Origin of the sequence: Streptomyces vulcanius, from assembly GCF_042653945.1 — a bacterium.
Taxonomy (GTDB): domain Bacteria; phylum Actinomycetota; class Actinomycetes; order Streptomycetales; family Streptomycetaceae; genus Streptomyces; species Streptomyces mangrovi.
In genome coordinates, this window is record NZ_JBHSFK010000034.1 from 83,254 (window position 1) to 109,386 (window position 26,133).

Annotated in this window: 24 protein-coding genes and 1 tRNA gene; 10 read left to right on the forward strand and 15 right to left on the reverse strand. The window is 72.6% G+C overall.

All coding sequences use genetic code 11. The features are described from left to right. Positions 1-4: 4 nt before the first annotated feature. Positions 5-1,219, reverse strand: coding sequence for an acyl-CoA dehydrogenase family protein (locus ACFPIH_RS39405; RefSeq protein WP_381180280.1), 1,215 nt, complete (start codon positions 1,217-1,219; stop codon positions 5-7). 6 nt (positions 1,220-1,225) lie between these two features. Next, complete coding sequence (locus ACFPIH_RS39410) at positions 1,226-2,254, reverse strand: phosphotransferase family protein (protein WP_381180282.1); 1,029 nt, start codon at positions 2,252-2,254, stop codon at positions 1,226-1,228. Between the two features lie 223 nt (positions 2,255-2,477). On the opposite strand from ACFPIH_RS39410, the gene ACFPIH_RS39415 reads away from it, so the two are divergent. Continuing rightward, positions 2,478-3,422, forward strand: coding sequence for an NADP-dependent oxidoreductase (locus ACFPIH_RS39415; RefSeq protein WP_381180285.1), 945 nt, complete (start codon positions 2,478-2,480; stop codon positions 3,420-3,422). A 7-nt stretch (positions 3,423-3,429) separates the two neighbouring features. Here the strand turns inward: ACFPIH_RS39415 and ACFPIH_RS39420 are convergent, their stop codons facing one another. Genes ACFPIH_RS39420 through ACFPIH_RS39435 form a run of 4 tightly spaced genes read right to left on the reverse strand, consistent with a single transcriptional unit; the run spans position 3,430 to position 5,607 of the window. Continuing rightward, complete coding sequence (locus tag ACFPIH_RS39420; RefSeq protein ID WP_381180287.1) at positions 3,430-3,750, reverse strand: DUF202 domain-containing protein; 321 nt, start codon at positions 3,748-3,750, stop codon at positions 3,430-3,432. Continuing rightward, positions 3,747-4,139 carry a YidH family protein gene (locus ACFPIH_RS39425; protein WP_381180288.1) on the reverse strand — a complete coding sequence of 131 codons (393 nt, stop codon included), beginning with the start codon at positions 4,137-4,139 and terminating at the stop codon, positions 3,747-3,749. Before ACFPIH_RS39425 ends, ACFPIH_RS39420 begins: the two co-directional genes overlap by 4 nt. Positions 4,140-4,149: 10 nt before the next feature. Continuing rightward, positions 4,150-4,665 carry an NUDIX hydrolase gene (locus ACFPIH_RS39430; RefSeq protein ID WP_381180290.1) on the reverse strand — a complete coding sequence of 172 codons (516 nt, stop codon included), beginning with the start codon at positions 4,663-4,665 and terminating at the stop codon, positions 4,150-4,152. Positions 4,666-4,713: 48 nt separating this feature from the next. Next, a complete protein-coding gene (locus ACFPIH_RS39435) occupies positions 4,714-5,607 on the reverse strand; it encodes a DMT family transporter (RefSeq protein ID WP_381180292.1) in 894 nt (297 codons plus the stop codon). Between the two features lie 474 nt (positions 5,608-6,081). On the opposite strand from ACFPIH_RS39435, the gene ACFPIH_RS39440 reads away from it, so the two are divergent. The 3 genes from ACFPIH_RS39440 (at position 6,082) to ACFPIH_RS39450 (ending at position 8,464) form a co-directional block, all read left to right on the forward strand. After that, on the forward strand, positions 6,082-7,032 hold the full coding sequence (locus ACFPIH_RS39440) for a hypothetical protein (protein WP_381180294.1): 951 nt from the start codon (positions 6,082-6,084) through the stop codon (positions 7,030-7,032). An 84-nt stretch (positions 7,033-7,116) separates the two neighbouring features. After that, positions 7,117-7,854, forward strand: coding sequence for a molybdopterin-dependent oxidoreductase (locus ACFPIH_RS39445; RefSeq protein ID WP_381180296.1), 738 nt, complete (start codon positions 7,117-7,119; stop codon positions 7,852-7,854). Continuing rightward, positions 7,838-8,464 (forward strand): cytochrome b/b6 domain-containing protein, encoded by a 627-nt coding sequence (locus ACFPIH_RS39450; RefSeq protein WP_381180298.1) that lies wholly within the window; start codon positions 7,838-7,840, stop codon positions 8,462-8,464. The genes ACFPIH_RS39445 and ACFPIH_RS39450 overlap by 17 nt, the downstream gene beginning before the upstream one ends. 4 nt (positions 8,465-8,468) lie before the next feature. On the opposite strand, the gene ACFPIH_RS39455 is transcribed toward ACFPIH_RS39450, so the two are convergent. Both ACFPIH_RS39455 and ACFPIH_RS39460 read right to left on the reverse strand, forming a co-directional pair. Next, positions 8,469-9,866: a GntP family permease gene (locus ACFPIH_RS39455; RefSeq protein ID WP_381180300.1), complete on the reverse strand. Its 1,398-nt coding sequence runs from the start codon at positions 9,864-9,866 to the stop codon at positions 8,469-8,471. A 35-nt stretch (positions 9,867-9,901) separates the two neighbouring features. Next, positions 9,902-10,423 (reverse strand): gluconokinase, encoded by a 522-nt coding sequence (locus ACFPIH_RS39460; protein ID WP_381180302.1) that lies wholly within the window; start codon positions 10,421-10,423, stop codon positions 9,902-9,904. Positions 10,424-10,603: 180 nt separating this feature from the next. Between ACFPIH_RS39460 and ACFPIH_RS39465 the strand changes: the two genes are divergently transcribed. Further along, positions 10,604-11,305: a FadR/GntR family transcriptional regulator gene (locus tag ACFPIH_RS39465; protein ID WP_381180304.1), complete on the forward strand. Its 702-nt coding sequence runs from the start codon at positions 10,604-10,606 to the stop codon at positions 11,303-11,305. A gap of 1 nt (position 11,306) precedes the next feature. Here ACFPIH_RS39465 and ACFPIH_RS39470 read toward each other — a convergent pair whose 3' ends face one another. The 4 genes from ACFPIH_RS39470 to ACFPIH_RS39485 all read right to left on the reverse strand — a co-directional run bounded on the left by ACFPIH_RS39470 (position 11,307) and on the right by ACFPIH_RS39485 (position 17,448). After that, positions 11,307-11,681 carry a YchJ family protein gene (locus ACFPIH_RS39470; RefSeq protein ID WP_381180306.1) on the reverse strand — a complete coding sequence of 125 codons (375 nt, stop codon included), beginning with the start codon at positions 11,679-11,681 and terminating at the stop codon, positions 11,307-11,309. Between the two features lie 21 nt (positions 11,682-11,702). After that, on the reverse strand, positions 11,703-13,046 hold the full coding sequence (locus ACFPIH_RS39475) for a M1 family metallopeptidase (protein WP_381180308.1): 1,344 nt from the start codon (positions 13,044-13,046) through the stop codon (positions 11,703-11,705). A 185-nt stretch (positions 13,047-13,231) separates the two neighbouring features. Continuing rightward, positions 13,232-17,095, reverse strand: a complete 3,864-nt coding sequence (locus tag ACFPIH_RS39480; protein ID WP_381180311.1) for a Pls/PosA family non-ribosomal peptide synthetase — start codon at positions 17,093-17,095, stop codon at positions 13,232-13,234. Positions 17,096-17,363: 268 nt separating this feature from the next. Then, positions 17,364-17,448, reverse strand: a tRNA-Leu gene (locus ACFPIH_RS39485). Between the two features lie 200 nt (positions 17,449-17,648). Between ACFPIH_RS39485 and ACFPIH_RS39490 the strand changes: the two genes are divergently transcribed. The 3 genes from ACFPIH_RS39490 (at position 17,649) to ACFPIH_RS39500 (ending at position 20,507) form a co-directional block, all read left to right on the forward strand. Beyond that, positions 17,649-18,989: a M20/M25/M40 family metallo-hydrolase gene (locus ACFPIH_RS39490; protein ID WP_381180313.1), complete on the forward strand. Its 1,341-nt coding sequence runs from the start codon at positions 17,649-17,651 to the stop codon at positions 18,987-18,989. Between the two features lie 155 nt (positions 18,990-19,144). Then, positions 19,145-19,378 (forward strand): chaplin ChpH, encoded by a 234-nt coding sequence (gene chpH / locus ACFPIH_RS39495; RefSeq protein WP_381180315.1) that lies wholly within the window; start codon positions 19,145-19,147, stop codon positions 19,376-19,378. 181 nt (positions 19,379-19,559) lie between these two features. Further along, on the forward strand, positions 19,560-20,507 hold the full coding sequence (locus ACFPIH_RS39500; RefSeq protein WP_381180317.1) for a chaplin: 948 nt from the start codon (positions 19,560-19,562) through the stop codon (positions 20,505-20,507). 72 nt (positions 20,508-20,579) lie between these two features. On the opposite strand, the gene ACFPIH_RS39505 is transcribed toward ACFPIH_RS39500, so the two are convergent. After that, positions 20,580-20,768 (reverse strand): DUF5703 family protein, encoded by a 189-nt coding sequence (locus ACFPIH_RS39505; RefSeq protein WP_356689815.1) that lies wholly within the window; start codon positions 20,766-20,768, stop codon positions 20,580-20,582. Positions 20,769-20,815: 47 nt separating this feature from the next. Here ACFPIH_RS39505 and ACFPIH_RS39510 point away from each other — a divergent pair, with 47 nt between their 5' ends. Beyond that, the gene (locus ACFPIH_RS39510; protein WP_381180319.1) at positions 20,816-21,565 is read left to right on the forward strand and encodes a hypothetical protein; all 750 of its coding nucleotides are present in this window, start codon (positions 20,816-20,818) and stop codon (positions 21,563-21,565) included. Positions 21,566-21,635: 70 nt separating this feature from the next. Here ACFPIH_RS39510 and ACFPIH_RS39515 read toward each other — a convergent pair whose 3' ends face one another. Beyond that, positions 21,636-23,882 (reverse strand): helix-hairpin-helix domain-containing protein, encoded by a 2,247-nt coding sequence (locus ACFPIH_RS39515; protein ID WP_381180321.1) that lies wholly within the window; start codon positions 23,880-23,882, stop codon positions 21,636-21,638. Then, positions 23,879-24,865: an aldo/keto reductase gene (locus tag ACFPIH_RS39520; RefSeq protein WP_381180323.1), complete on the reverse strand. Its 987-nt coding sequence runs from the start codon at positions 24,863-24,865 to the stop codon at positions 23,879-23,881. Before ACFPIH_RS39520 ends, ACFPIH_RS39515 begins: the two co-directional genes overlap by 4 nt. 197 nt (positions 24,866-25,062) lie before the next feature. Between ACFPIH_RS39520 and ACFPIH_RS39525 the strand changes: the two genes are divergently transcribed. After that, positions 25,063-26,118 (forward strand): LLM class F420-dependent oxidoreductase, encoded by a 1,056-nt coding sequence (locus ACFPIH_RS39525; RefSeq protein WP_381180325.1) that lies wholly within the window; start codon positions 25,063-25,065, stop codon positions 26,116-26,118. Positions 26,119-26,133 lie beyond the last annotated feature (15 nt).

Here is a 26,133-nt window from a genome sequence, read left to right on the forward strand (position 1 = left end):
GCTGCTACAGGTACTTCTTCAGCTCCCGCCGGGCCAGCGACCGCTGGTGGACCTCGTCCGGGCCGTCGGCGATCATCAGCGTGCGCGCGCCGGCGTACAGGTCGGCCAGCGGGAAGTCCTGGCTGACGCCGCCCGCGCCGTGCAGCTGGATCGCGCGGTCGATGATGTCGACGACCGCACGCGGTGTGGCGATCTTGATGGCCTGGATCTCTGTGTGGGCGCCCCGGTTGCCGACCGTGTCCATCTTCCAGGCGGTCTTGAGCACCAGCAGCCGCAGCTGCTCGACCGTCACGCGCGCGTCCGCGATCCAGTTGTGCACCACGCCCTGCTGGGCCAGCGCCTTGCCGAACGCGGTGCGCGAGACGGCCCGCCGGCACATCAGCTCGATGGCCCGCTCGGCCATGCCGATCAGCCGCATGCAGTGGTGGATCCGGCCCGGACCCAGCCGGGCCTGCGCGATGGCGAAACCGCCGCCCTCCTCGCCGACCAGGTTCGCCACCGGCACGCGCGCGTGGTCGAAGACCACCTCGGCGTGGCCGCCGTGGGAGTGGTCCTCGTACCCGAAGACCTTCATGGCCCGCTTCACGGTGACCCCGGGTGTGTCGCGCGGGACGAGCACCATGGACTGCTGGCGGCGGATGTCGGTCCCGTCCGGGTCCGTCTTGCCCATCACGATGAAGATCCTGCAGTCCGGGTTCATCGCCCCGGAGATGTACCACTTGCGCCCCGTGATGACGTACTCGTCGCCCTCGCGCCGGATGAGCGTGGTGATGTTCGTGGCGTCGGAGGACGCCACCTCCGGCTCCGTCATCGCGAACGCCGACCGGATCTCACCGGCGAGCAGCGGCTCCAGCCACTGCTTCCGCTGCTGCTCGTCCCCGAACTGCGTCAGCACCTCCATGTTCCCGGTGTCGGGCGCCGCGCAGTTCAGGGCGGTCGGCGCCAGGTGCGGGGAGCGCCCGGTGATCTCGGCGAGCGGCGCGTACTGGAGGTTGGTGAGGCCGGCGCCGTACTCGGTGTCGGGCAGGAAGAGGTTCCACAGCCCCTGCCGGCGCGCCTCGGCCTTCAGCTCCCCCACCACCGCGGGGGTGTCCCAGGGGGAGGCCAGCGCGGCCCGCTGCTCCTCCGCCACCGCCTCGGCCGGGTACACGTACTCGTCCATGAAGGCGAGCAGCTTGGCGCGCAGTTCCTCGGTGCGCGCGTCGAACGCGAAGTCCATGGCCGGTCAGCCTTCCTGCAGAGTGGTCAGTCCGTGCTCGATGAAGACGGGGACGAGATCGCCGATCCGGTCGAAGCCGCGCCCGACCGTCTGGCCCAGCGTGTACCGGTAGTGGATGCCCTCCAGGATCACGGCGAGCTTGAACCAGGCGAACGCCGTGTACCAGGACACGGCCGACACGTCCCGCCCGGAGCGCACCGCGTACCGCTCCACCAGCTCCGCCGGGGAGGGGTGCCCGGGCGCGGCGGCGGTCGTCGAGACGGGCGAGTCGGGCAGCTCCAGCGGCACGCTGTACATCACCAGCAGACCCAGGTCGGTCAGCGGGTCGCCCAGCGTCGACATCTCCCAGTCGAGGATCGCGCGGATCGAGTCGTCGGGGCCGATCAGGACGTTGTCCAGCCGGTAGTCGCCGTGCACGACCGACGGCGCGGGGGAGACCGGCAGGTCCCGGCCGAGCGCCGCGTGCAGTTCGTCGATCCCGGCCAGGTCGCGGGTGCGGGAGGAGTCCAGCTGCTTGCCCCAGCGCCGCAGCTGCCGGTCCAGGAAGCCCTCCGGGCGCCCGAAGTCGGCCAGGCCCACCTCGGCGGGATCCACCGCGTGCAGCTCCACCAGGGTGTCCACCAGCGACAGCATCACGCCCCGGGTGCGCTCCGGGCCGAGCGGGGCGAGATCGTCGACGGTCCGGTACGGGGTGCCCTCGACGAACTCCATGACGTAGAACGGCGCCCCGAGCACCTTCTCGTCCTCGCACAGCAGCACCGGACGCGGCACCGGCACGCTGGTCGGGTGCAGGGCGCTGATCACCCGGTGCTCGCGCCGCATGTCGTGCGCGGTGGCCAGGACATGGCCGAGCGGGGGCCGCCGTACGACCCACTTCGCGGCGGCTGCCGCGTCCGTCACCCGGTACGTGAGGTTCGACCGTCCGCCCTCGATCAGCCGGCCGGTGAGGGGGCCGTGGACCAGGCCGGGGCGCTCGCGCTCCAGAAGGGCGCGCAGCCCGTCGAGGTCGAGTCCTGGCGGATGGTCGGGGCTCATGCGCTTGCTCCCTGAGGTCGGAACGGACGGACGATCGGGACCCGCCCTATGATGCCGACCGGTCGGTATGTAGTCCAGAGGCCGCGCCCGACGTGATCGGAGCCACCCTAGGCCGACGGCCCCCCACGCAGAAGCGCCGAGGCCGCCCGACAAACGCTTTCCAGCCGTCGTGCCGGCGGCATGCGGCTTGCGTGGCGCCCGGATTCCCTGGAGGGTCGATGCCATGAAGGCCATCAGCTACAGCCGCTACGGCGGCCCGGACGTCCTCGAGTACGGAGAGGTCCGCGACCCCAGGCTCGGCCCCGACTCCGTGTTGGTCAAGGTCAGGGCGGCGGCCGTCAACCCGGTCGACTGGAAGGCCCGCGAGGGCTATCTGGACGCGATCCTCGCCCCCGTCTTCCCGGTGGTGCCGGGCTGGGACGTCGCGGGCGTCGTGGTCCGCCCCGGCGCGTCCGTCCCGGAGTTCGCGGTCGGCGACGAGGTCATCGGCTACGTCCGCGAGGACTTCCTCTCCCGCGGCACCTTCGCCGAGTACGTCGCCGCGCCCGTGCGCACCCTCGCCCGCAAACCCCGCAACCTCACCTGGGAGGAGGCGGCGGGCCTGCCCCTGGTCGGCCTGACCGCCTACCAGGTGCTCACGAAGGCCCTGCGGGTCGGACGGGGCGAGACCGTCCTGATCCACGCCGCTGCGGGCGGTGTCGGCTCGATCGCCGTACAGCTCGCCCGCCATGTGGGCGCCCGGGTGATCGGTACGGCGAGTGAGGCCAACCACGACTTCGTGCGCTCCCTGGGCGGTGAGCCGGTGACCTACGGCGACGGGCTCGCGGAGCGGGTACGCGCTCTCGCGCCCGAGGGCGTGGACGCGGCCTTCGACACGGTCGGCGGGGAGACCCTGAAGGTCTCGGCCCACCTGCTGGCCCCGGAGGGCCGCCTGGTGTCGATCGCCGACGGCGACGTCGTCGACTTCGGCGGCCGCTACCACTTCGTACGGCCCGACGCCGACGATCTCACCCGGCTGGCCGAGCTGGCCGAACAGGGCGTGGTCTCCGTGCACGTCTCCGAGACGTTCCCGCTGGACCGCGCGGCGGACGCCCACCGCCTGAACCAGGAGGGCCGCACCCGGGGCAAGATCGTGGTGACGGTGCCCTGGGACGACGAGAACCCCTAGACGGCCCTCAGACCACCAGCGCCGCCGCGCACACCGCCGTCGCCACCGCGCACAGGACCGCGACAGTGGCGTGCCGGGGTGCCAGCGCGGCCGGGGCCGGGCTGAGCGTCAGGACCCGGATGCGGCGGTGGGCGAGAAGCAGGAAGAGGAGCCAGAGGCCGACGCTCAGGGCGCAGGCGACGACCCCGACGGCCGAGGTACCCCCGTGCAGCGCGGTCTTCACGGCGAGCACGGCGGCCACGGTGCTCGACAACGTCGTACGCCGCCACGCGAGCCGGGTCCGCTCCGGCTGCAGCCCGGGATCCCGGGCGCCGCCCACCTCGCTCATCCCGCCCACCCGGCGAGCACGACCACCACCATCGCCACGGCCACCAGCGCGACCACCAGGCTCAGCAGCGCCGGGAAGCTGGACGCGGGCAGATCCTCGCCCCGGCGCATCGCCCGCTCGCAGCGCATCCAGTGGTTCACCGCACGCAACGAGCACAGCACGCCCGCCGCGAGCAGCGCGAGCGCCAGCCCGACCCGCCAGCCCCAGCGCAGGTCCGGCAGGAACTGGTCCACCGCGAAGCCCCCGCCGATCAGCGCGAGCGCGGTCCGCAGCCAGGCCAGAAACGTGCGCTCGTTCGCCAGCGAGAACCGGTAGTCGGGCGTGCTGCCCTCCTCCCGGACCCGCTCGGGGAGGAACCACAACCGGACGCTGCGCACGAACTCGCTCACCCGCAGGACCCTAGCCTGTCGCGCCGTGGTCCTTGAGGCGCCGGTAGGCCGCCAGCCCGTCCGGTACCCACTCCCAGTCGGGGAGCCGGCGTTCGATCTCCTCCTCGGGCAGGAAGTCGTGCCAGGCCACCTCCTCCGCCTGGGGGCGCACGGGGAGGTCGCAGCGGACCTCGTACACGGCCGACCACCAGCTTCCGCGCGCGCCGCCGTCGTAGAGGAACTTGAAGCGGAACTCGGGGCGGGGGAGCCCGCTCACCCCCAGCTCCTCCTCGGCCTCGCGCAGGGCCGCGTCGTCGTAGGACTCGCCCGCGCCGACCACACCGCCGACGAACATGTCGTAGAGGGAGGGGAAGACCAGCTTGGTCGGGGTGCGGCGGTGGACGAAGATCCGGCCGTCGGGGTTCCGGGCGCGGATGAAGACGCAGCGGTGGCGCAGGCCCTCGGCGTACGCCTGCCCACGCGGCGACTGGCCGATGACCTGGTCGTTCTCGTCGACGATGTCGAGGATCTCGTCAGCAGCGCTCATGGACCCCATCCAAGCAGGCCCTCGGCCCGGCCCACCGGGGCTCTCGGCTCACTGGGGCTGAAGGCTCGGCACCCGCTCCTGAGGGGCCGTGCCCCGGGGCATCGCCGGGTGCAGCCCGAGAAGCACGATGCCCGCGACGACCGCCGCCAGACCCGCCGCCTCCCAGGCCAGCGCGCCGGTGTCGGCGCGCAGCCGGTCGCCGAGGAAGCCCACCCCGCAGACGATGCCGGCCAGCGGCTGGGCGGCCGTCAGGGCGGGCAGCGACATCCGCAGGTCAGCCGTCTCGAAGGCGCTCTGGACCAGGACCAGGCCGGTCACGCCGAGGGCCAGCACGGCGTACGGCTGCCAGCTGGTGAGCAGCTCGCCCAGGCCGCCGGCGGCGAAACGCTGGCCGCTGACCCGGGTCAGGGCGTCCTGGACGCCGTAGAGCAGGCCGGCCGCGAGGGCCAGCAGGACCGGGGCCGCGCTCAGCCGGGAGCGCTTGGCGTATGCGGTGAGCAACAGGGCAAGACCGATCATCACACCGATGATCAGCCAATGCCGGAGCGGATCGGTGACCGCGTTCCCGCCGCGCGGCTCGCCCGCCACGATGAACGTGCTCACCCCGCCCGCGAGCAGCGCGAGCCCCGCCCAGCCCTGGCGCCCCAGCGGCTGCTTGGTGCGGTGCCGGGAGAGGGCGAGCGCGAAGAGCAGATTGGTCGCGAGCAGCGGCTCGACCAGCGAGACCTCGCCCTGGCCCAGCGCGATCGCGCCCAGCACCATGCCGGCGACCATCAGGGCGATACCGCCCAGCCAGCTCGGTACACGCATCAGGTCGAGCAGCAGCCGGGGCGACAGGAAGTCGCCGAGCGGCGCCTTCTGCGCGGCGCTCTGCTGGAGGACGAACCCGAAGCCCAGGCAGCACGCGGCACCGACTGCGAGTGCGAGAACCAGAACCGACACGCTGTGTACCTCGATCATCCGGTCGGACCACGGAGGGGGTGCGGTGTGGCCGACTGTAGCCTCCCGGCGCCCTCGGTGCCCCCGGGAGTGCCCGAAAACTGCTTCCGGGCAGTACTCCGGGCATACGCGGAGTACCCGGAACCGGGCGGTTGACTCGGTCGCGGCGCCCGGCGGACGGGGCCGGCGGGCGCGGGGACCGTACGGCCGGGAAAGTGGTTCCGGCCGTGCAGCCATGGTGTGGGCTGCGGCCGGGGCGCGCCATGGCGTACGCCACACCGCCCCGTGATCCGCCTCTCCACGGGGCACCCCACCAGCGACGAGGCGTTCTCAAGTCCCTTTCCAATGTGGCCAGTTGACACCTGTCACGTGTCCCTGGCCCTTGACGCACGCGTTGGCTGCGGGTTTGCTGTGCGTGATCGGCCGATAGCGGGCCGATGTCAGATCCGTCACCGAGGAGGATGAGGAAGTCCCGCGGTGCCCTTTCCCCCACGCTCGTTCCGGCGCAGTCGCAGACGTGCCGCCCGGACCCCCGATCCCGCCCTGGACGACGACGAACTCGGCGCCGCACGCGCCGCGTTGTCCCAGGGCCGCTGGCAGGCCGTCCGCTCCCTGCTCGCCCGCACGGGCGACGACTGGGACCGCCGCGCCCACCGCATCGCCGTTCTCGCCCTGGAGCCGTACGCCGCCGCCTGGGCCCATGAATGGCTGCTCGCCGCACCCGGCTGCCCGGACGCCCGCGTCCTGCACGCCCTCGCCCGCGTCCGGCGCGCCCTGCGCGGCAAGGAGGACCCGGCCCCGGCCCGCGAGGCCTGCCGGGAGGCCGCGGCGCTCGCACCCGCCGACCCCACCCCCTGGCTCGGCCTGCTCATGCTGGAGCGCGACGGCGGCGACGAGACCGTACGGATCTTCGAGGAGGTCCGGGCCCGCCACCGCGAGCACCACCACGCCCACCATCTGATGGTCGCCCGGCTCGCCGAGCGCCGCGCCGACACCGGCCCGGACCCGCTGCACGAGGTCTACGACTTCGCCGCCTGGGCCGCCGAACAGGCGCCCGCCGACTCCCCGCTCGCGATCCTCCCGGTCGTCGCGCATGCCGAGCGCTACCGCGTGCTGGCCTCCCGCGGCTTCGTCCCGGCCGACCCGGCCGCCTCCGGGCACTGGCGGGACGGCCGGGCCCCGGACGTGATGAAGTCCGCCTTCGACTGGTGGCTGGAGTGGGAGGAGTGGGAGCGCGAGGGCCACCCCCGCCGGCTGGTCGACCTGAACTTCCTCGCCCACGCCAAGGTCTGCGAGGGCCGGGTCGCCGAGGCCGCCGCGCTGTTCCAGCACATCGGCCCGCACGCCACCCCGCAGCCCTGGTCCTACCCGGACCGCGACGCGTACGCCGCCTTCGGCACGGCCCGGGCGGTCGCCCTCGGTCAGTGAGAACCGGGTGAGAAGAGATGACGGAAGTCTGACGGCGGACCGAAAACCTGGTCCCGGCGGGCTCCCGGGTGTTCGAATGGAAAGGTGAAACCCGAACCGCCCGAGGAACCCGGTGAGGCCGGCGGCACCCCCGTCGGCCGCCGAGTCTTCCTGGGCACCCTCGCCCTCGGCGCCCTGGGGGTCGTCGCCGCGCCCCCGCTCCAGCGCGGCCTGGAGGCGTTCCTCGGCAGCGCCGCCGACAAGGACCCCACCGGCCTCACCGGACTCCTGCCCAACGGCGGCGGCTTCCGCTACTACTCGGTGGCCTCCTCCGTCCCGCACAAGAACGCCACGGACTACCGCCTCACCGTGGACGGCCTGGTCGACCGCCCCGCCACCTACACCCTGGCCGACCTCAGAGCCCTGCCGCAGACCCGGATGGTCAAGGACGTCCAGTGCGTCACCGGCTGGCGGGTCCCCGGGACCCCCTTCGAGGGCGTACGGCTGTCCGTCCTCCTCGACGCGGCCGGAGTGAAGGCGAAGGCCGGCGCCCTCCGCTTCACCTGCTTCGACGGCACCTACACCGAGAGCCTCACCCTCGCCCAGGCCCGCCGCGCCGACGTCCTGGTCGCCCTGCGCATGCAGGACAAGGACCTCGGCCACGACCACGGCGGCCCGGTCCGCCTCTACGTGGCGCCCATGTACTTCTACAAGTCCGCCAAGTGGCTCTCCGGCATCACCGTCACCGAGGACGTGCGGCCCGGCTACTGGGAGGATCGGGGCTACGACATCGACGCCTGGGTCGGCAAGTCGAACGGGCGGGACGATGAGCCTACGAGTTGAGGCACCCCAGGTGACCAGGATCCCCCGCTTCACCCGCGCCGAACGGTGGGTGCACCGCACCACCGCCCTCCTGATGGGCGTGTGCGTGGTGACGGCGTCCTTCCTGTACGTCCCCGAGTTCGCGGAACTGGTCGGCCGCCGCGAACTGGTGGTCAGGGTCCACGAGTGGGCCGGCCTCGCCCTGCCCGTCCCGGTGCTGGCAGGCCTCGCCTCCCGCGCCTTCCGCGCCGACCTCGGCCGGCTCAACCGCTTCGGCCCGCACGACCGCCGCTGGCTGCGCGCCGCCCTGCGCCGGGACCACGGCAGATCGTCCCGGCCCGCGGCCAAGTTCAACGCCGGGCAGAAGATCTACACGGCCTGGATCGCCGGGGCCACGCTGGTGATGCTCGGCACCGGACTGCTGATGTGGTTCACCCACCTCACCCCGATCATGTGGCGCACCAGCGCGACCTTCGTCCACGACTGGCTGGCCCTGACCATCGGGATCGTCCTCGCCGGGCACATCGGGATGGCCCTCGGCGACCCGGAGGCCCGGCGCGGCATGCGCACGGGCTCGGTGAGCCCCGAGTGGGCGGAACGCGAACACTCACTCTGGCGGCACACCGACTGACCCGCTAGATGATCAGGGAGAGCAGGAGCACCAGTCCGCCCGCCACCACCGAGATGATCGTCTCCATCACCGACCAGGTCTTCAGGTTCTGCCCGACGCTGAGTCCGAAGTACTCCTTGACCAGCCAGAAGCCGGCGTCGTTGACATGGCTGAAGAAGAGCGAGCCCGCTCCGATGGCCAGGACCAGCAGGGCCGTGTGGGCTGTCGACATGTCGGCCGCGAGCGGGGCGACCAGACCGGCCGCCGAGACCGTCGCCACCGTCGCCGAACCGGTCGCGAGCCGGATCGCCACCGCGATCAGCCAGGCCAGCAGCAGCGCCGGTATCGACCAGTCCTCGGAGATCTCCAGGACCATCCGACCCACTCCGGAGTCGATCAGCGTCTGCTTGAAGCCGCCGCCCGCGCCCACGATCAGCAGGATGCCCGCGATGGGTGCGAGGCCCTTGTCGACCAGCTGCGAGATCCGCTCCTTGGCGAACCCGGCGGGCCTGAGCAGGGTGAACATACCGACCAGCACGGCGGCGAGCAGGGCGATCAGCGGCGAACCGGCCACGTCGAACACACGCTGCACGGTGTGCGTGGGGTCGTCCACGAGGATGTCGACCAGTGCCTTGGACAGCATCAGCACGACCGGCAGCAGGATGGTGGCCAGCGTGGCGCCGAAACCGGGCCGCTTCTCCAGCTCCTCCGAGGGGCGCTGGGGGATCATGCGGTCCGGGGCGGGAACGTCCACCCACCGCGCCGCGACCCGTGAGAACAGCGGACCCGCGATGACGACCGTCGGTATCGCCACCAGCACGCCCAGCGCCAGCGTGACGCCCAGGTTGGCGTCCACCGCGTCGATCGCGACCAGCGGCCCGGGGTGCGGCGGCACCAGGCCGTGCATCACGGACAGGCCGGCCAGCGCCGGGATGCCGATCCGCATGAGCGAGTAGTTGCCCCGCTTGGCCACCATCAGCACCACGGGTATCAGCAGCACCACGCCGACCTCGAAGAACAGCGGCAGTCCGATCACCGAGGCGATCAGCACCATCGCCCACGGCATCGACCGGCCGCCGGCCTTCGCGAGGATGGTGTCGACGATCTGGTCCGCGCCGCCGGAGTCCGCGAGCATCTTGCCGAGGATCGCGCCGAGCGCGATCAGCACGCCCACACTGGCGACCGTGGAGCCGAGCCCGGTGGTGAAGCTGGTGATGGCCTTGTCCAGCGGCGCCCCGGCGAACGCGCCGAGAGCGAGCGAGCCGATGGTCAGGGCCAGGAAGGCATGGAGCTTGAACCTGGTGATGAGCAGCACGATGACGGCGATGCCCGCCAGCACGGCGATGCCCAGCCGAGCGTGGCCGGCCGAGGTGATCGGCTCGACCACGTCCGCTGCCAGCATCTCGACGCTGAGTCTGGTCACGGGTGTCCCTTGGAGTGGTGGGGGTGGGGGAGGGATTACTGGAGGTGGGCGTCGGAAAGCCCGGCGAGCGCCTGTACGGTCCGCTCGGTGATCTCCTCGGGCGTGCCGGAGACACTCACGACGACTCCGGCCTCGTCCGGCTGGAGCGGCTGGAGCGTGGCGAACTGGGAGTCCAGCAGCGCGGTCGGCATGAAGTGCCCCTGCCGGTGCGACATCCGGTCCTCGATCAGCGCGCGCTCGCCCGAGAGGTGCACGAACACGATCCCCGGGGCCTCGGCCCGCAGCCGGTCCCGGTACGACCGCTTCAGCGCCGAGCAGCTGACCACTCCGCCGAGCCCCGCCCGCCCGTCCGCCCAGGCGCCGATGGCGTCCAGCCACGGCCACCGGTCGGCGTCGTCGAGCGGGGTGCCGGCCGACATCTTGGCGATGTTGGCCGGGGGGTGGAAGTCGTCGCCCTCGGCGTACGGCACACCCAGCCGGGCGGCGAGCAGCGGACCGATCGTGGTCTTGCCGGTGCCGGCGACGCCCATCACCGCGACGACGTGGGGGGTACGCATCTCTGCCTCGCTGTCTTCTTCGAGCTGTCTTCTTCGACGCTGTCTTCTCGACACCTGGTGTTCGGATCCTGATGCCGGAGACACTGAAACCGATTAGGTACGACGAATTCAAGAGTCTGTGACAAATAAGTCTGACTTATTGGTGGCCGAGGTCTGTGATCCACCCCGTACGCTGAGTTCATGACCACTCCGGGCCGGGGTCTGCACGGCCAAGTACTGGACACCCTCGGCCCCGCGATCACCGCGGGGGAGTACCCGCCGGGCAGCGTGCTGCGCACCGACGAACTGGCCCAGCGCTTCGACGTGTCCCGCTCGGTGATGCGCGAGGCCGTCCGGGTCCTCGAATCCATGCACCTGGTCGAGTCCCGGCGCCGCGTGGGCGTGACCGTGCGCCCCAAGGCCGAGTGGAACGTCTACGACCCGCAGGTCATCCGCTGGCGGCTGGCCGGCGCCGACCGCCCGCACCAGCTGCGCTCGCTCACCGTCCTGCGCTCGGCGATCGAACCGGTCGCGGCGGGACTGGCCGCGAAGCACGCCACGGCGGCGCAGTGCGCCGAGCTCACCAAGTGCGCGCTCGGCATGGTGGCCAACTCACGCGGCCACAAGCTGGAGGGCTATCTCCTCCACGACATCGCCTTCCACCGGGTGATCCTCGCGGCGTCCGGCAACGAGATGTTCGCCCGCCTCGGTGACGTCGTGGCGGAGGTCCTGACCGGCCGCACCGCGCACCGGGTCATGTTCCACGACCCGGACCCGGCCGCCGTCACCCTCCACGTCGACCTCGCGGAGGCGGTCCGCGAAGGAGACGCGAACCGTGCCGAGCAGCTCACCCGGGAGATCGCCGTGGGCGCCCTCCAAGAGCTGGACGTCCTCGCGCCCTGACTCAGGCGCCGATATCCCCGTCCACGTACACCCACGCCCCGTCCACCCGCTCGAACCGGCTGCGCTCGTGCAGCGACCCGCCCCGGAAGGACGCCCGGAACTCCACGGTCCCGGTCGTGTGGAAGGCGGACCCGTCACCCGTGCCCAGAATCTCCAGCCCCGTCCACCGCATCCCCGGATCGAGGTCGAGCCGCCCCGGCCGGGTCCGCGGGTGCCAGGTCCGCAGCAGATACCCCACATCGCCCTTCACGAAGGCGCAGTAGCGCGAGCGCATCAGCGCCTCGGCGGTCGGCGCGGTGGCCGGGCCCCGGTGATACCGGCCACAGCAGTCGTCGTACGCCTGAGGCAGCCCGCACGGGCAGGAACGCGTGGTCATGACCGTCATTCTCCTGAACAGCTAGACCGCTGCCCGTGCCTCCGGCATCGGCAGTGGTGGCAGCGGCGTCCGGTGGACCCAGGCGTCGAACAGCTCCTCCACCGGCTCCGTCGCGAAGCGCGCGACGTGGGCCGTGAACATCGACGTGGTCACCGCACTGCCCCGGTGCAGTCCCACCCAGGCCCGCAGCATGTGGAAGAAGGCCTCGTCGCCCAGCGCGCAGCGGATCGCGTGCACGGTGAGGCCGCCGCGCTCGTAGAGCCGCTCGTCGAACATCGACTTGCGGCCGGGGTCGGCGATACGCAGGTCCTGCGGCCGGGCGGAGAGCAACCGGTGGGCGGTGGCGGCCAGTTGCTGCGCGCTACGACCCCCCGACCGCTCCGACCACAGCCACTCCGAGTACTTGGCGAGGCCCTCGTTCAGCCAGATGTGCCGCCAGTCCGCGATGGACACGCTGTTGCCGAACCACTGGTGCGCCAGCTCGTGCGCCACCAGCCGCTCCGAACTCCGCGCGCCGTCCACGTGGTTGACGCCGAACAGCGACAACCCCTGTGCCTCGACGGGGACATCGAACTCCTCGTCGGCCACGACCACCGCGTACTCGTCGAACGGGTAGGGCCCGAACAGCCGTTGGAACAGGTCCATCATCCCGGGCTGGCGCGCGAAGTCCCGTGAGAACTGCGGGAGCAGATGTGCGGGTATGTGCCCGTGCATCGGCACCCCGCCGAGCCCGGGGTCGCCGAGCAGCACCGTCTGGTACTTGCCGATCGCCAGTCCGACCAGATAGCTCGACGTCGGCGCCGACTGCTCGTACACCCAGGTCGTCGTGGACGCCTTCGTGGTCCGGGTCAGCAGCCGGCCGCCCGCCACCACCGAGTACGCCGACGGCGTCGTGACCGAGATCAGATACGACGCCTTGTCGGCGGGCCGGTCGTTGCACGGGAACCAGGAGGGCGCGCCGATCGGCTGGCTCGCCACCAGCGCGCCGTCCGTCAGCTCCTCCCAGCCGAGCCCGCCCCACGGGCTGGGCACCGGCTTGGGATTCCCCGACCACTGGATCTCCAAGGTGAACGCGGCACCGGCGCGCAGCGGCTTCGCGGGCCGCACCCGCAGCTTGCCGCCCCGGTGCGTGTAGTGCGGCTGCCGCCCGTCCACCCGGACCCGGCCGATCCTGAAGTCGGCCAGATTCAGCTGGAATTCGGCCAGCTGGGCACGGCCCGCGATGGCGTTGATCCGGGCCGTGCCGGACAGCCGGTTCGGCCCGGGCCGGTAGTCCAGCATGAGTTCGTAGCGATGCACCCGGTACCGGGGATCGCCGTTGTCCGGGAAGTACGGGTCCGGACCGACTGACTGCTGCACTGCCACTTCCGCGTTCGCTCCCTGCACTGTGCTCGAACCACTCACCGATGCGCCGCCCGCCACACTCTTCGCCTCCGGCGCGCCACAGCCTGCGCCGGGAGGGCGATCGTGCTCGGCCCTTCGGGCCTCCGCGCGTTCGCCCTCCCGACCCCGGCGCGCCCCTTCGGCGGGCGGCCCCGAGTAGCCCGCGCTCAGGAGCGCCATGCCTCGATCGGGTTGCCCAGCCAACGGGTGTCGTCGGGGACGGACTCCGCGGCCATGACGAGCGACGCGGGACCCAGGGTCGTACGGGCCCCGATCGTGCTTCCGGGCAGCACGATCCCGCCAGGGCCCAGCGTGGCACCCTCACGGAGGACCACAGTATCCGTCCGCAAGATCCGGTCGTGGAAGAGGTGAGTCTGCAGCACGCATCCGCGGCCCACCGTGGCCCCGTCCCCCAGTGTGACGAGGTCCGCCTCGGGGAGCCAGTAGCTCTCCACCCACACACCCCGGCCGATCCGCGCCCCGAGCCCCCGCAGCCACGCCGTCACCACCGGCGTACCCGGCACGGCACCCGCCAGCCACGGCACGGCCACGACCTCCACGAAGGTGTCCGCCAGCTCGTTGCGCCACACGAAGGAGCTCCACAGCGGGTGTTCCCCGCCCGTGTGCCGCCCCACCAGCAGCCACTTCGCCACGATCGACAGCGCGCAGGCCACGGCACCCGCGCCGAGCAGCACCAGACCGCCGAGCAGCGGCGCCCAGACGCCCAGCGCACACAGCGCGGCCACCGTCAGCACGGCCAGCGCCGCCGAGCAGAACACCGGCACGATCCGGCACAGCTCCACCAGACCGCGCGCCCACAGCAGCCGGGCCGGCGGGTCGTACGTGCGGCTCTGGTCGCCGCCGGCGGCACTGCGCGGCAGCTTCATCGGCGGCAGCCCCAGATAGGAGCTGCCCTTCTTGGCCTTCTTCGGGGTCGCCGACAGCACGCCGACCAGACCGCCGTCCGGCACACTGCGGCCCGGCGCGGTCATCCCGGAGTTCCCGAGGAACGCCCGCCGGCCGATCTCCGCGCGCCCGATCCGCACCCAGCCGCCGCCCAGTTCGTACGGCGCTGTCAGCGTGTCGTCGGCCAGGAACGCGCCCTCGCCGACCGTGGTCAGGCTCGGCAGCGCGAGCACGGTCGACACCTCGGCGCCCCGCCCGATCCGCATCCCGAGCAGCCGCAGCCACACCGGGGTGACCAGACCCGCGTACAGCGGGAACAGGGTCTCGCGGGAGTGGTCCATCAGCTGGGTGACCGTCCAGGCCTGCCAGCCGATCCGGCTGTGCGTCGGATGCGTGCCCTCGCGCAGCCCCAGACTCAGCAGCCGTACGGCGACCAGGAGCAGCAGGGCGTACACAAGGCCGTAGGCCAGCGTCGCCGGCACCAGCGCCAGGGCGGCGCCGCGCAGCGCCTCGCCGAGACCCAGGCCGGGGGTGACGAACACCCGGGCCACGAGCAGCGCGACCACGGCAGCCACCACCGGCAGCAGGTTCAGCGCGACACCCGTCACGCCGTACATCACACGCCAGTACGTGCCGCGCTGCGGCCGGTCCTTGGGCCAGTTGCGCTTGGCCTTGCCGAGCTTGACCGCGGGCGCGCCCGCCCACCGCTGACCGGTCGGGACCTGGCCGTTGACCGCCGAGCCCGGCGCCACCTCGGCGCGCTTGCCGACGCGGGCCCCGGGGAAGAGCAGGCTGCGCGTGCCGACGACGGCGTGCGCGCCCACCCTGACCGTGCCGATCTCCAGCCGGTCGCCGTCCAGCCAGTACCCCGACAGGTCGACCTCCGACTCCACGGCGGCGCCCCGGCCCAGCTTCAGCAGACCGGTCACCGGCGGCAGCGAGTGCAGATCGACGTCCGGGCCGATCCTGGCGCCCAGGGCGCGCGCGTACCGCTCCAGCCAGGACCCGGTGAGCGAGGTCGCGCCGCTGTACTCGGCCAGCCGCTCGGCCGTCCACAGTCTCAGGTGCACGGACCCGCCGCGCGGATACCGGCCGGGCTTCACGCCCCGCAGCAGCGCCCGCGCGCCGCCCGCCGCGAGGGCGATCCGCCCGGGCGGGCTGAACAGGGCCAGCGCCCCCAGGGCCAGCAGCCACCAGGGGGCCGTCGGCAGCCAGGAGTAGCCGGGCAGCAGATTGCCCACGGCGGCCAGGACGACCGTCCAGCGCAGCCCGAGCAGTGTGTACAGGGGCAGGAGCAGCAGGACCTGCACGAGCTGGGCCTTCTTCGGCACCGGCGCGATCGTCCGGGTGCCGCCGTCGTCCTGCGCCGACTCCTCCAGGTGGCGGGCCAGCTTGCGCAGCATCGGCTGCTGGTAGATGTCGAGGACGGCCGCGCTCGGGTAGCGGGTGCGCAGCCGGGTGGTGAGCTGGGCGGCGGCCAGGCTGCCGCCGCCGATCGCGAAGAAGTCGTCGGCGGCCGAGGTCACCGGGACACCCAGCACCTCCGTCCACTGCTCGGCCAGCCACGCCTCGGTGCCGTACAGGTCCTCGCCCGCCGGCACCTCGACGCTCTCCAGCGGCCAGGGCAGCGCGTTGCGGTCGACCTTCCCGGAGGTCCGGGTCGGCAGGTCGTCGACGGGTGCGAGCAGCGGCACCAGCGCGGCGGGCAGCTCGGCCCGCAGCTTCTCCACGGCCGTGGCCCGGTCCCAGCCCTCCTGGGTCACGACGTACCCGACGAGGAGCTGGTTGCCGCCGCGCGCGGTCCGCACGGCCGCCGCCGCGCCCGCGACGCCCGGCAGCGCCTGGAGCGCCGCGTCCACCTCGCCCAGCTCGATGCGCCGCCCGCCCAGCTTGATCTGCTCGTCGGCCCGCCCGAGGAACACCAGGCCCTCGGCGTCGGCGCGGACCAGGTCACCGCTGCGGTACGCCCGCTCCCAGCCCAGCGACTCCAGCGGCGCGTACTTCTCCGCGTCCTTCTCGGCGTCCAGGTAGCGCGCGAGCCCCACGCCCCCGATCACCAGCTGACCGCTGCCGCCCATCGGCACCGGCTCCCCGGCGTCGTCCACGACGGCCAGCTCCCAGCCCCGCAGCGGCAGCCCGATCCGGATGGGCTCCGCACCCGACATCAGCGAGGCACAGGCCACCACGGTCGCCTCGGTCGGCCCGTACGTGTTCCAGACCTCCCGGCCCTCGGTCACCAGCCGCTGCACCAGCTCGGGCGGGCAGGCCTCACCGCCGAAGATCAGCAGGCGTACGTCGTTGAGGGTCTCCGGCTCCCAGAGCGCGGCCAGCGTCGGCACGGTCGAGACGACGGTGATCTCCTGCTCGACCAGCCACGGCCCGAGATCGGCACCGCTGCGGACCTGCGACCGGGGCACGGGCACCAGACAGGCGCCGTAGCGCCAGGCCAGCCACATCTCCTCGCAGGAGGCGTCGAAGGCCACCGACAGACCGGCCATCACCCGGTCGCCGGGCCCGATGGGCTCCTCGGTGAGGAACAGCGCGGCCTCGGCGTCCACGAAGGCGGCGGCACTGCGGTGGGAGACGGCGACGCCCTTGGGCTTGCCGGTGGAGCCGGAGGTGAAGATGATCCATGCGTCGTGCTCGGTGCCGGGGCGCCCAGCGGGCACGTCCGACCTGCTCTGTACGTCGATGTGGTGCTCCGCGCCGATCACGGCGCGCACATCCGCCTCGCCGAACACCAGCTCGGCCCGCTCGTCGGGGTCCTCGGCGTCCACCGGGACATAGGCGGCACCGGCGGCGAGGACGGCCAGGATCGCCACGTAGAGGTCGTTGGTGCCGGACGGCACCCGCACCCCGACCCGGTCCCCGAGCCCCACCCCGGCGTCGGCCAGCGCGCGCCGCACCCGCTCCACCTCGACGGCCAGCGCACGGTAGGTCAGCGGTGTGCTGCCGTCGTCCAGGGCGAGCTCGTCCGGGTACGACCGCACGGACGCGTCGAAGATGTCCACCAGGGTGCGCGGAGAGGCGGCGGCGCCTCCGGAGAAGCGGGCCGTGTCACCGAGCTGTACGCGGATTTCTTCGTCGAGCAGGCCGAGAGCGCTGCTCTCGCTGATGGCTGCCATCGGGTCCTCGCGTCTCGATCCCGGAAGCCTCCGGGGCGTCGGCGGGCCCGCAGGGTTGCCTGGGGTTGTCCGGACCGACTCCGTAACAAACCGGAAATCTTAGTACGACGCTATGGTCGTCACCTTCCGACAGCCACTGGGAAAGGCTGTTCGGGGGTACCCGAGCACCCGCCAGAGGGCGTTGACCTGCGTGATCTTGGGCGGGGAGAGATCGGCCACAACACGAACGAGGGCCGCGTCAAACCGACGCGGCCCTCGTTGCTCTGTGTGTCCGAGGGGGGACTTGAACCCCCACGCCCGATAAAGGGCACTAGCACCTCAAGCTAGCGCGTCTGCCATTCCGCCACCCGGACAAGGTGTCTGTCGCGGCGGGGTTCCCCCGCGGCGACGTCGTAAACATTACCAGGCTTTCCGGGGTGCCCGATCACGCCCGGTCGGCCGCCCAGCGGCGCGAGCGCGGGGTGCGTGAACGGGGTGTGACGGGCCGGGACCGGTCTTGGGCGGGGGTGGCGGGGAGAGGGAGGATGGGGGAGACAGACAGGTGCCACCAGCAGTGACAGCGGGAGGAAGCAGCGTGAGCGACCAGGCCAGGAGCGTCACCGGCGAGGACGAGGTCGTGGACCTCTGCCGCGACCTGATCCGCATCGACACCAGCAACTACGGCGACCACTCGGGCCCGGGTGAGCGCAAGGCGGCGGAGTGGGTCGCCGAGAAGCTCGCCGAGGTGGGCCTCGACTCCAAGATCTTCGAGTCGCACCCGGGGCGGGCCTCCACCGTGGCCCGCATCGAGGGCGAGGACCCGTCCCGGCCCGCGCTGCTCATCCACGGCCACCTGGACGTCGTACCGGCCAACGCCGACGACTGGACCCACCACCCCTTCTCGGGCGAGGTCACCGACGGGTGCGTGTGGGGGCGCGGAGCCGTCGACATGAAGGACATGGACGCGATGACGCTGGCCGTCGTCCGCGACCGGCTGCGCTCCGGGCGCCGGCCGCCGCGTGACATCGTCCTCGCCTTCCTCGCCGACGAGGAGGCCGGCGGCCTGTACGGCGCCCGCCACCTCGTCGACCACCACCCCGACCTGTTCGAGGGCGTCACCGAGGCGATCAGCGAGGTGGGCGGCTTCTCGTTCACCGTGAGCGAGGAGCGGCGGCTCTACCTCATCCAGACGGCCGAGAAGGGCATGCACTGGATGAAGCTGACCGTCGCCGGCACCGCCGGGCACGGTTCGATGATCCACCGGGACAACGCGATCACCGAACTGTCCGAGGCGGTCGCCCGGCTCGGCCGGCACACCTTCCCGGTGCGCGTCACCAAGACCACCCGCGCCTTCCTCGACGAGCTCGGCGACGCCCTCGGCACCGAGCTGGACCCCGAGGACATGCAGTCCACCCTCGCCCGGCTCGGCGGCATCGCCAAGCTCATCGGCGCGACCCTCGGCAACACCGCCAACCCCACCCAGCTCGGCGCCGGCTACAAGGTCAACGTCATCCCGGGCGAGGCCACCGCACACGTCGACGGCCGCTTCCTGCCGGGGCACGAGGAGGAGTTCCTCGCCGACCTCGACCGGATCCTCGGTCCCAAGGTGCGCCGTGAGGACGTGCACTCCGACAAGGCCCTGGAGACCTCCTTCGACGGGGCGCTGGTCGAGGCCATGCAGTCCGCGCTGCTCGCCGAGGACCCGACCGCCAAGGCGATCCCCTACATGCTCTCCGGCGGCACCGACGCCAAGTCCTTCGACGACCTCGGCATCCGCGGCTTCGGCTTCGCCCCGCTCAAGCTGCCCCCGGAGCTGGACTTCGCCGGGATGTTCCACGGCGTCGACGAGCGGGTGCCGGTGGATGGACTCAAGTTCGGCGTACGTGTGCTCGACCGGTTCATTGACGCGTCCTGAAAAGGGCCGGGGAAAACGTGGGAAAATATCGCCCACCTGTACGGAGGTGACCGGGAAGAGTGAATGCGACGATAAGCGCGTAGCCCAATTAATTCCCCCTCGTTACTGGTGATGCGATCCGCTGCTTGGGGTCGCTTTGCCAACTAGGAGGAATAATGATCAAGAAGGTCGTCGCCGCTGCCGCCGCCGCCGGTGGACTCGTTCTCGCGGGCGCGGGCCTGGCCGTCGCCGACGCCGGTGCCCAGGGTGCCGCGGTGCACTCCCCGGGCGTCGCGTCCGGCAACGTGGTCCAGGTTCCGGTGCACGTCCCGGTGAACGTGTGCGGCAACACGATCTCGGTGATCGGGCTGCTGAACCCCGCCTTCGGCAACTACTGCGTCAACAAGTGACGTCACCCCGCTGAGGGGTCGTTCCACACCGTCGGCCCCGGAGCGCGTCCCATGCGCTCCGGGGCCGACGGGTCTTTTCCGAAGGAATGGCCGAAGACATTTGGTGACCAGAACTGCTCGGACAGCTGGAATGATGCGAGCAATTCGGGACCAGGACGAGAGTGAAAGCAGGGATTCAGCAATGCGACAGGTCACCCGCAAAAGCCTGATGACGGTGGCGGCGGCCACGGGGGTGATCGCCGCGGCCGGCGGCTACGCCCATGCCGACTCCGGCGCGATCGGATCCGCCACGGACTCGCCCGGCGTCGGCTCGGGCAACACCGTGCAGGCGCCGGTGAACGTGCCGGTCAACGTGTGCGGCAACACCATCGACGTGATCGGGGCGCTCAACCCGACGTTCGGCAACTCCTGCGCCAACAAGGGCGGCGGCGGAGGCGGCGGTCACCGCGCGCCGGGCGGATACGGCGAGGAGGACCGGGGGCACGGGAGCCACAGCGGTCAAGGGAGCCACAGCGGTCACGGGGGCAACCACGGCGGCGGGCATGCCGGCAGCCACGGGGGCCACGGAAGCCAGAGCGGTGGGCATGCCGGCAGCCACGGCGGTGGGCACCATGGCTCCGGCGCGCACACCGGCTCGTCAGGGGGCGCGCACGCCGGCGGGCACACCGGCGGCTCCCCGGGCGTCGGCTCCGGCAACCATGTCGAGGCCCCCATCGACGTACCGGTGAACGTGTGCGGCAACAGCGTCGACGTCGTCGGGCTGCTCAACCCGTCGTTCGGCGACGACTGCGAGAACGGCGGCCCCGGCGGCTACGGCGACGACGACCACGGCACGCCTCCCGACCGCGGCCACGAGACGCCCGGCAAGCCCGGTCACCAGGGCCCCGGCAAGCCGGCCGGGCACGGCCAGTCCAACCCGTCCAGCCCCGAGGCCAAGCCGGTCACCCCGGCTCATGTGACGCCCGCCCGCGCCACCGGCGCCCACCAGGCCCCCACCCACGCCGTCGCCGGTCCCGCGGAGCTCGCGCACACCGGCAGCGGACTGCCGGTCGGCCTCACCGGCGCGGCCGGCGCGGGCGCGCTGCTCGCGGGCGCCCTGCTCTACCGCAAGTCCCGCCCCTCCGCGTGATCGCCGGGAGCTGATCGGGCAACGGAGTGGGCCCCGCCTCGGCGGGGCCCACTCCGTTGTTGTCGTCTCACCTCACCACGTGGCACGTACCTGACGGATGATCCGCCGACGCAGCCGCACCCTGCGGCTTCCGTCGCGCATCAGGCTCAGGCGATCCAACTCCCAGTGTCCGTACTCGGCATGGTCGGTCAGCAGACGCGCCGCCTCCTTGCGGGAGACCCCGCGCGGTACGTACACGTCGACAAATTCGTATTCCGGCATCGCATCTATTGTGCAAGCTGGGGCCTGGTACGGATAGCGTCTGCACTATGTCTGATGCTGCGCAGCCCACCGCTGCCGAGGTACGCGCCGCCGCCGAGGCGGTCAAGACCGCGCTCGACCGCCACCTGGCCGCGGTCGAACGCAGGTCGGGGGAGGACGACCCGGCCGTCTACGAGGCGTTCAACGAGCTGGCCGCGGCCGCCGAGGTGTACGACGAACTGCTCTACGACCGCTACGACGAGGTCACGCCCTTCGAGATCCCCGGCGCGGAGGACTCCCTGCCGCCGTACACGGGCCCCGAGGAGCCGAACGCGCTGAGCGTGCTGATCCGCCGGGACTACGCCGTGGCGGAGCCGCAGCGGCTGCTGGCGCAGGCGCAGCGGGTCGAGGCGGCGGACGGCGACAGCGTGGACGCGGCGAGCACGGTGCACGGCGCGCTGGGCATCCTGTTCGGCGAGTTCGAGGCGGACGAGATCGCGTCCAGGCACAAGGAGTTCGGCCTGGAGGAGGGCGACTCCACACTGTGGGTGCTGGCAGCCGACGAACCGGCCGAGGCGGGCGAGTGGCTGGAGACGCCGTTCGACCAGGCCGACGCGCAGCGGGTGGTCTGCCGGTTCGACGTGAGCGCGGTCTTCGACGAGCTCGAGGACCCCGACGACCCGGACGAGCCCGATGACTCGGACGACCCGGACGAAGACATCGAAGGCGCTGCCGACGAGATCGACGAGCTGGACGACCTCGAAGACCTCGACGACATCGAGGACGCCGATCTGGAGCGGCTGGAGGCCGATCGCTGACCGGACCCGCCCGGAAGCAGCAGACGGCGGTGGCCGTGACGGGGATGCCCGTCACGGCCACCGCCGTTCGTCATCGTGCCGCCGGGACCTGGGTGCGCAGCAGCGCCGGCAGCCGGGTCGTCCGCGGCTTCGCCGGGACCTCGGCGACGGCTCTGGGCAGGGCCTGCTCGACGCCGTGCACCACGGACAGATGGCGCTCCGCCCGGCCGAAGGCCGTGTAGACCCACGGGCGGGAGAGCGCCTGCGCCGCGTCCCCGGGCAGCACCACGACCGCCGCCGGCCACCGGCTGCCCACCGCCTGGTGCGCGGTCAGCGCCCACCCGTGCCGCACGGACTGCTCCACCCGCTCCTTCGGTACGACCACGGAGGCGCCCGCGCAGGACAGGTGCAGCCCGTCGGCGTCGGCCTTCACCACCCGCCCCGGCACCGTACGGCCCGGCGCGGGGGCGTAGGCCACCAGGTCACCGGGGTCGAAGCCGCCGAAGCGGCCGGGGCCGGGGTTGAGGCGTTCCTTGAGCGCGGCGTTCAGCGCGCGGGTGCCGGCCGCGCCGCCGTGGCCCGGGGTGATCACCACCGTCTGCTCGGGCGCGATGTCGAAGGCCCGCGGCACGGAGTCGGCGACCAGCTGCACGGTGCGGTGCACGGCCTCGCCCGCGTCCCGCACCGGCACGATCACGATCTCCTTGCCGGGCGCCTCGACCTGGCCCAGCTCACCGATGCCGATCCCGGAGACCAGTTCGCCCAGTGGCCCGGGATCCGGTGTGCGGGAGGCGATCCGAGGGCACACGCCCGCCGCGAGCAGGTCGGCGAACACCCGCCCGGGGCCGGCCGACCACAGCACCGCCGGGTCCCCGCCCAGCATCAGCCGGGCACCGTCCCGCAGCGACTCGGCCACCATCGCGGCGCTCTCCACGTCCAGTTGGGGCGCGTCCGGCAGGATCAGCAGATCGAGGGCGAGGGCCCCGTCGGAGTCCCGGCCCGGCCCTTCGGCGCCCGAGAGAAGCCCGTGCACGGTGACGACGGAGTCCTCCGCCTCCACCAGCGTCGCGAACCGGCGCCGGCCGTCCGGGGTGTGGCAGGCGGCGACCGCGCCGAGGCCCAGGGAGCGGGCCGCGACGAGCAGGGCCGCCGACTCGGCGCGGGCGGCCTCGCCGCCGGTGTGCAGCACCAGGCCGTGCCCGGCGACGGCCCGGATCAGCTCGGCCGCGCCGCGGGACGCGGTGGCGGCCACCGACTCCCACCGCGGGACGGACTCCCCGGACCCTTCCCTGGGCGATGGCCCGGGTGAATCCTTGGGCAGGGAGTTCACGATCCGGGCCAGGGCGTCGGCGAGGCTCTCCTCCGCGAGTGCGTACCGCTCCAGACCGACCAGGACCCGGACCGGCGGGGCCGCCTCCTCGTCGCCTTCCTCCTCGCCACCACCGCCGGCGGGCCCGGCACCGGCCTCCTCCAGCGCGTCCTGGAACACCAGCGCCTCACCCTCCGCCAGCGTGTCCTGCACGGCGGTGTCGGCGTCCGGCACCGACCGCTGGGCGAGCGCCGCGGTGAGCGCCGTCAGCTCCAGCGCGGTGTGCCCGGCCAGGGCGGCCTGCTCCAGCAGCCACACCGTGACCGCGCGGCCACGCCGCTCGTCGTCCGGGGCGCAGTCGGGGCCGAGCAGCGCCCGCGCGAACCCGTCGGCCTGCTCGGGCCGTACGCCCGGGACCCGCAGCAGCTGCCAGGGGTCCTCGCGCAGCACCTCTTCGGCGCCCGCGCCGAGGACCGCGGCGACCTGCGGGGCGAGTGTGCCCGGGGCACCACCGCCGGCCAGCACGCGTCGTACGGCCTCGACGGTCGCCGGGGAAGCGGAGCCGGGCTCGGCGGCGGCCACCGGCCGGGGGCCCCGCTCCCGTTCCCCCTCCGGTTCGGGTTCCGGGGCGGGGCGGCGCGGGGCGTGCTCCGGGGCGGGGTCCGGGTCCGCGAAGACGGCAGCCGGGGGCTTGGCCCCGCTCTCCACGGCCCGGACGGCCGCGAGCAGATCGGCCGCCCTGCCGCTGAGCCCGGCCCCGCTGTCGACGCGCCCGGCCTTCTCCGCCCTGCGCCGCTCGATCCGCTCCCGCTCCACCTTCTGCGCGAGCAACTCGGCCTGCGCCTCGGACAGCTGGGCCGCCTCTTCGCCGCCCTCCTCGGCCTTGCCACCCCCTTCGGGGCTCTCGGCCGCCGCCGCCGGGCGGTGCTCGTCGGTTTCCGGCGCCGCGTGCCCCGCGTCGGCTTCCGCGGGGGACGTCTCTTCGGCCCCGCCCCCGGAGGGTTCCGTGGGCTCCGGCTCCGTGCTCACAGCGTGCTCCAGTCGTGATCGGGATAGCGGTGCACGGGCGCCGACACATCGTCGAGGGCCCGGCAGATCTCGTCAGGAAGACTAAGGGCCTCCACTGACAATGCCGCCGTGAGCTGCTGCGAGTTGCGCGCGCCGACCACCGGGGCGGCCACACCGGGCCGGTCGCGGACCCAGGCGAGGGCGACCTGGAGGGGGGTGACCGCGAGCCCGTCCGCCGCGGTCGCCAAGGCGCTGACGATGCGGCTCGCGGTGTCGTCGAGGTACGGCTCGACGAAGGGCGCGAAGTGGTCCGAGGCGCCGCGCGAGTCGGGCGGCAGGGCGTCGCCCCGGTACTTGCCGGTCAGGACGCCGCGGCCGAGCGGCGAGGAGGGCAGCAGGCCGATGCCGAGGTCCAGCGCGGCCGGCAGCACCTCGCGCTCCACACCGCGCTGGAGCAGCGAGTACTCCATCTGCGTGCTGGCCAGCCGGGTGCGGGTGCCGGGGGCGGCGAGCTGCCAGGTGGCGGCCTTGGCGAGCTGCCAGCCGCAGAAGTTGGAGACCCCGGCGTAGCGGGCCCGGCCGCTGGAGACAGCGATGTCGAGGGCCTGGAGGGTCTCCTCCAGCGGGGTGTCCGGGTCGAAGGCGTGGATGTGCCAGATGTCGACGTAGTCCGTGCCGAGCCGGGCGAGGGAGGCGTCCAGGGCGGCGAGGAGATGGCCCCGGGAGCCGTCGAAACGGCGGTCCGGGTCGGGGACGCTGCCCGCCTTGGTGGAGATGATCAGGTCCCGGCGCGGCACCAGGCCTTCTATGAGGCGCCCCAGCAGGTACTCGGCGTCGCCGTCGCCGTACACGTCCGCCGTGTCGACGAGGGTGCCGCCCGCTTCCCAGAACGTCTTCATGAGGTCTGCGGCGTCGTGCTCGTCGGTGTCGCGGCCCCAGGTCAGGGTGCCGAGCCCGATGCGGGACACACGCAGGCCGGTGCGGCCGAGATGCCTCTGCTCCATGAACGCCGAGATTACTGGCCAGAACTGGGCAATGGGTTGCCTGTGGATAACCGAATTCCCCGAGGTACCGCCGACTTCGGGGCACCTTCCCCGGTGTGACGGGCCCCGCACACCGGGACCGCGGCCTGCCTCTGCGGGCACCCCCGCGCTAGTGTCTGCGGAACAGCGTCGTTACTGATCAGTAAGGGGAATCGGCCATGCAGCTCGGGATCAACCTCGGCTACTGGGGTGCCGGAATGGACGGGGACAACCTGGCCGTGGCCCAGGAGGCCGACCGGCTCGGGTACGCCGTCTGCTGGGCCGCCGAGGCCTACGGGTCGGACGCCGCCACCGTGCTCACCTGGGTCGCCGCCCAGACCGAGCGGATCGACGTCGGCTCGGCCATCTTCCAGATCCCGGCCCGGCAGCCCGCGATGACCGCGATGACCGCCGCAACGCTCGACTCGCTCTCCGGGGGGCGCTTCCGCCTCGGGCTCGGCGTGTCCGGACCGCAGGTCTCCGAGGGCTGGTACGGCGTCAAGTTCGACAAGCCGCTGTCCCGCACCCGCGAGTACGTGGAGATCGTACGGAAGGCGATGACGCGCGAGCGTCTGTCGTACGACGGCGAGCACTGGACGCTGCCGCTGCCCGGCGGCCCCGGCAAGCCGATCAAGCTGACCGTGCACCCCGAGCGCGAGCACATCCCGCTGTACATCGCCGCGATCGGGCCGAAGAACCTGGAGCAGACCGGCGAGATCGCCGACGGCGCGCTGCTCATCTTCCCGTCCGCCGACCACATCGAGGACACCGCGATCAAGCACCTGCGGGCCGGCCGCGAGAAGGCCGGGAAGACCCTCGGCGGCTTCGACGTCTGCCCGACGCTGCCGCTCGCCGTCGGCGACGACAAGGACGTCGAGAAGCTCGCCGACACCTTCCGCCCCTACACCGCCCTGTACGTCGGCGGCATGGGCAGCCGCAAGCAGAACTTCTACAACCAGCTCGCGCAGCGCATGGGCTACGAGGAGGCGGCGGCCGAGGTCCAGGACAAGTACCTGGCGGGCGACAAGCAGGGCGCCGCCGCGGCGATCCCGCACGACCTGATCGACCGGACCACGCTGCTGGGCTCCGTGGAGCGGATCGCCGACCGGATGAAGGCCTACGCCGCCGCCGGTGTCACCACGCTCACCCTCGCCCCCGCCGGCTTCACCCTCGACGAGCGTCTCGCCTCGCTGCGGGCCGGCGCCGAGGCCCTGGAGCTCGCCGGACTGGCCTAGGGCGGCCTTGAGGAC

Bases quoted from the DNA above. Each gene is read 5' to 3' on its own strand.
- ACFPIH_RS39405 (WP_381180280.1), bottom strand. From the start codon at position 1,219: ATGGACTTCGCGTTCGACGCGCGCACCGAGGAACTGCGCGCCAAGCTG.
- ACFPIH_RS39410 (WP_381180282.1), bottom strand. From the start codon at position 2,254: ATGAGCCCCGACCATCCGCCAGGACTCGACCTCGACGGGCTGCGCGCC.
- ACFPIH_RS39415 (WP_381180285.1), top strand. From the start codon at position 2,478: ATGAAGGCCATCAGCTACAGCCGCTACGGCGGCCCGGACGTCCTCGAG.
- ACFPIH_RS39420 (WP_381180287.1), bottom strand. From the start codon at position 3,750: ATGAGCGAGGTGGGCGGCGCCCGGGATCCCGGGCTGCAGCCGGAGCGG.
- ACFPIH_RS39430 (WP_381180290.1), bottom strand. From the start codon at position 4,665: ATGAGCGCTGCTGACGAGATCCTCGACATCGTCGACGAGAACGACCAG.
- ACFPIH_RS39450 (WP_381180298.1), top strand. From the start codon at position 7,838: ATGAGCCTACGAGTTGAGGCACCCCAGGTGACCAGGATCCCCCGCTTC.
- ACFPIH_RS39460 (WP_381180302.1), bottom strand. From the start codon at position 10,423: ATGCGTACCCCCCACGTCGTCGCGGTGATGGGCGTCGCCGGCACCGGC.
- ACFPIH_RS39465 (WP_381180304.1), top strand. From the start codon at position 10,604: ATGACCACTCCGGGCCGGGGTCTGCACGGCCAAGTACTGGACACCCTC.
- ACFPIH_RS39470 (WP_381180306.1), bottom strand. From the start codon at position 11,681: ATGACCACGCGTTCCTGCCCGTGCGGGCTGCCTCAGGCGTACGACGAC.
- ACFPIH_RS39480 (WP_381180311.1), bottom strand. From the start codon at position 17,095: ATGGCAGCCATCAGCGAGAGCAGCGCTCTCGGCCTGCTCGACGAAGAA.
- chpH (WP_381180315.1), top strand. From the start codon at position 19,145: ATGATCAAGAAGGTCGTCGCCGCTGCCGCCGCCGCCGGTGGACTCGTT.
- ACFPIH_RS39500 (WP_381180317.1), top strand. From the start codon at position 19,560: ATGCGACAGGTCACCCGCAAAAGCCTGATGACGGTGGCGGCGGCCACG.
- ACFPIH_RS39505 (WP_356689815.1), bottom strand. From the start codon at position 20,768: ATGCCGGAATACGAATTTGTCGACGTGTACGTACCGCGCGGGGTCTCC.
- ACFPIH_RS39510 (WP_381180319.1), top strand. From the start codon at position 20,816: ATGTCTGATGCTGCGCAGCCCACCGCTGCCGAGGTACGCGCCGCCGCC.
- ACFPIH_RS39520 (WP_381180323.1), bottom strand. From the start codon at position 24,865: ATGGAGCAGAGGCATCTCGGCCGCACCGGCCTGCGTGTGTCCCGCATC.
- ACFPIH_RS39525 (WP_381180325.1), top strand. From the start codon at position 25,063: ATGCAGCTCGGGATCAACCTCGGCTACTGGGGTGCCGGAATGGACGGG.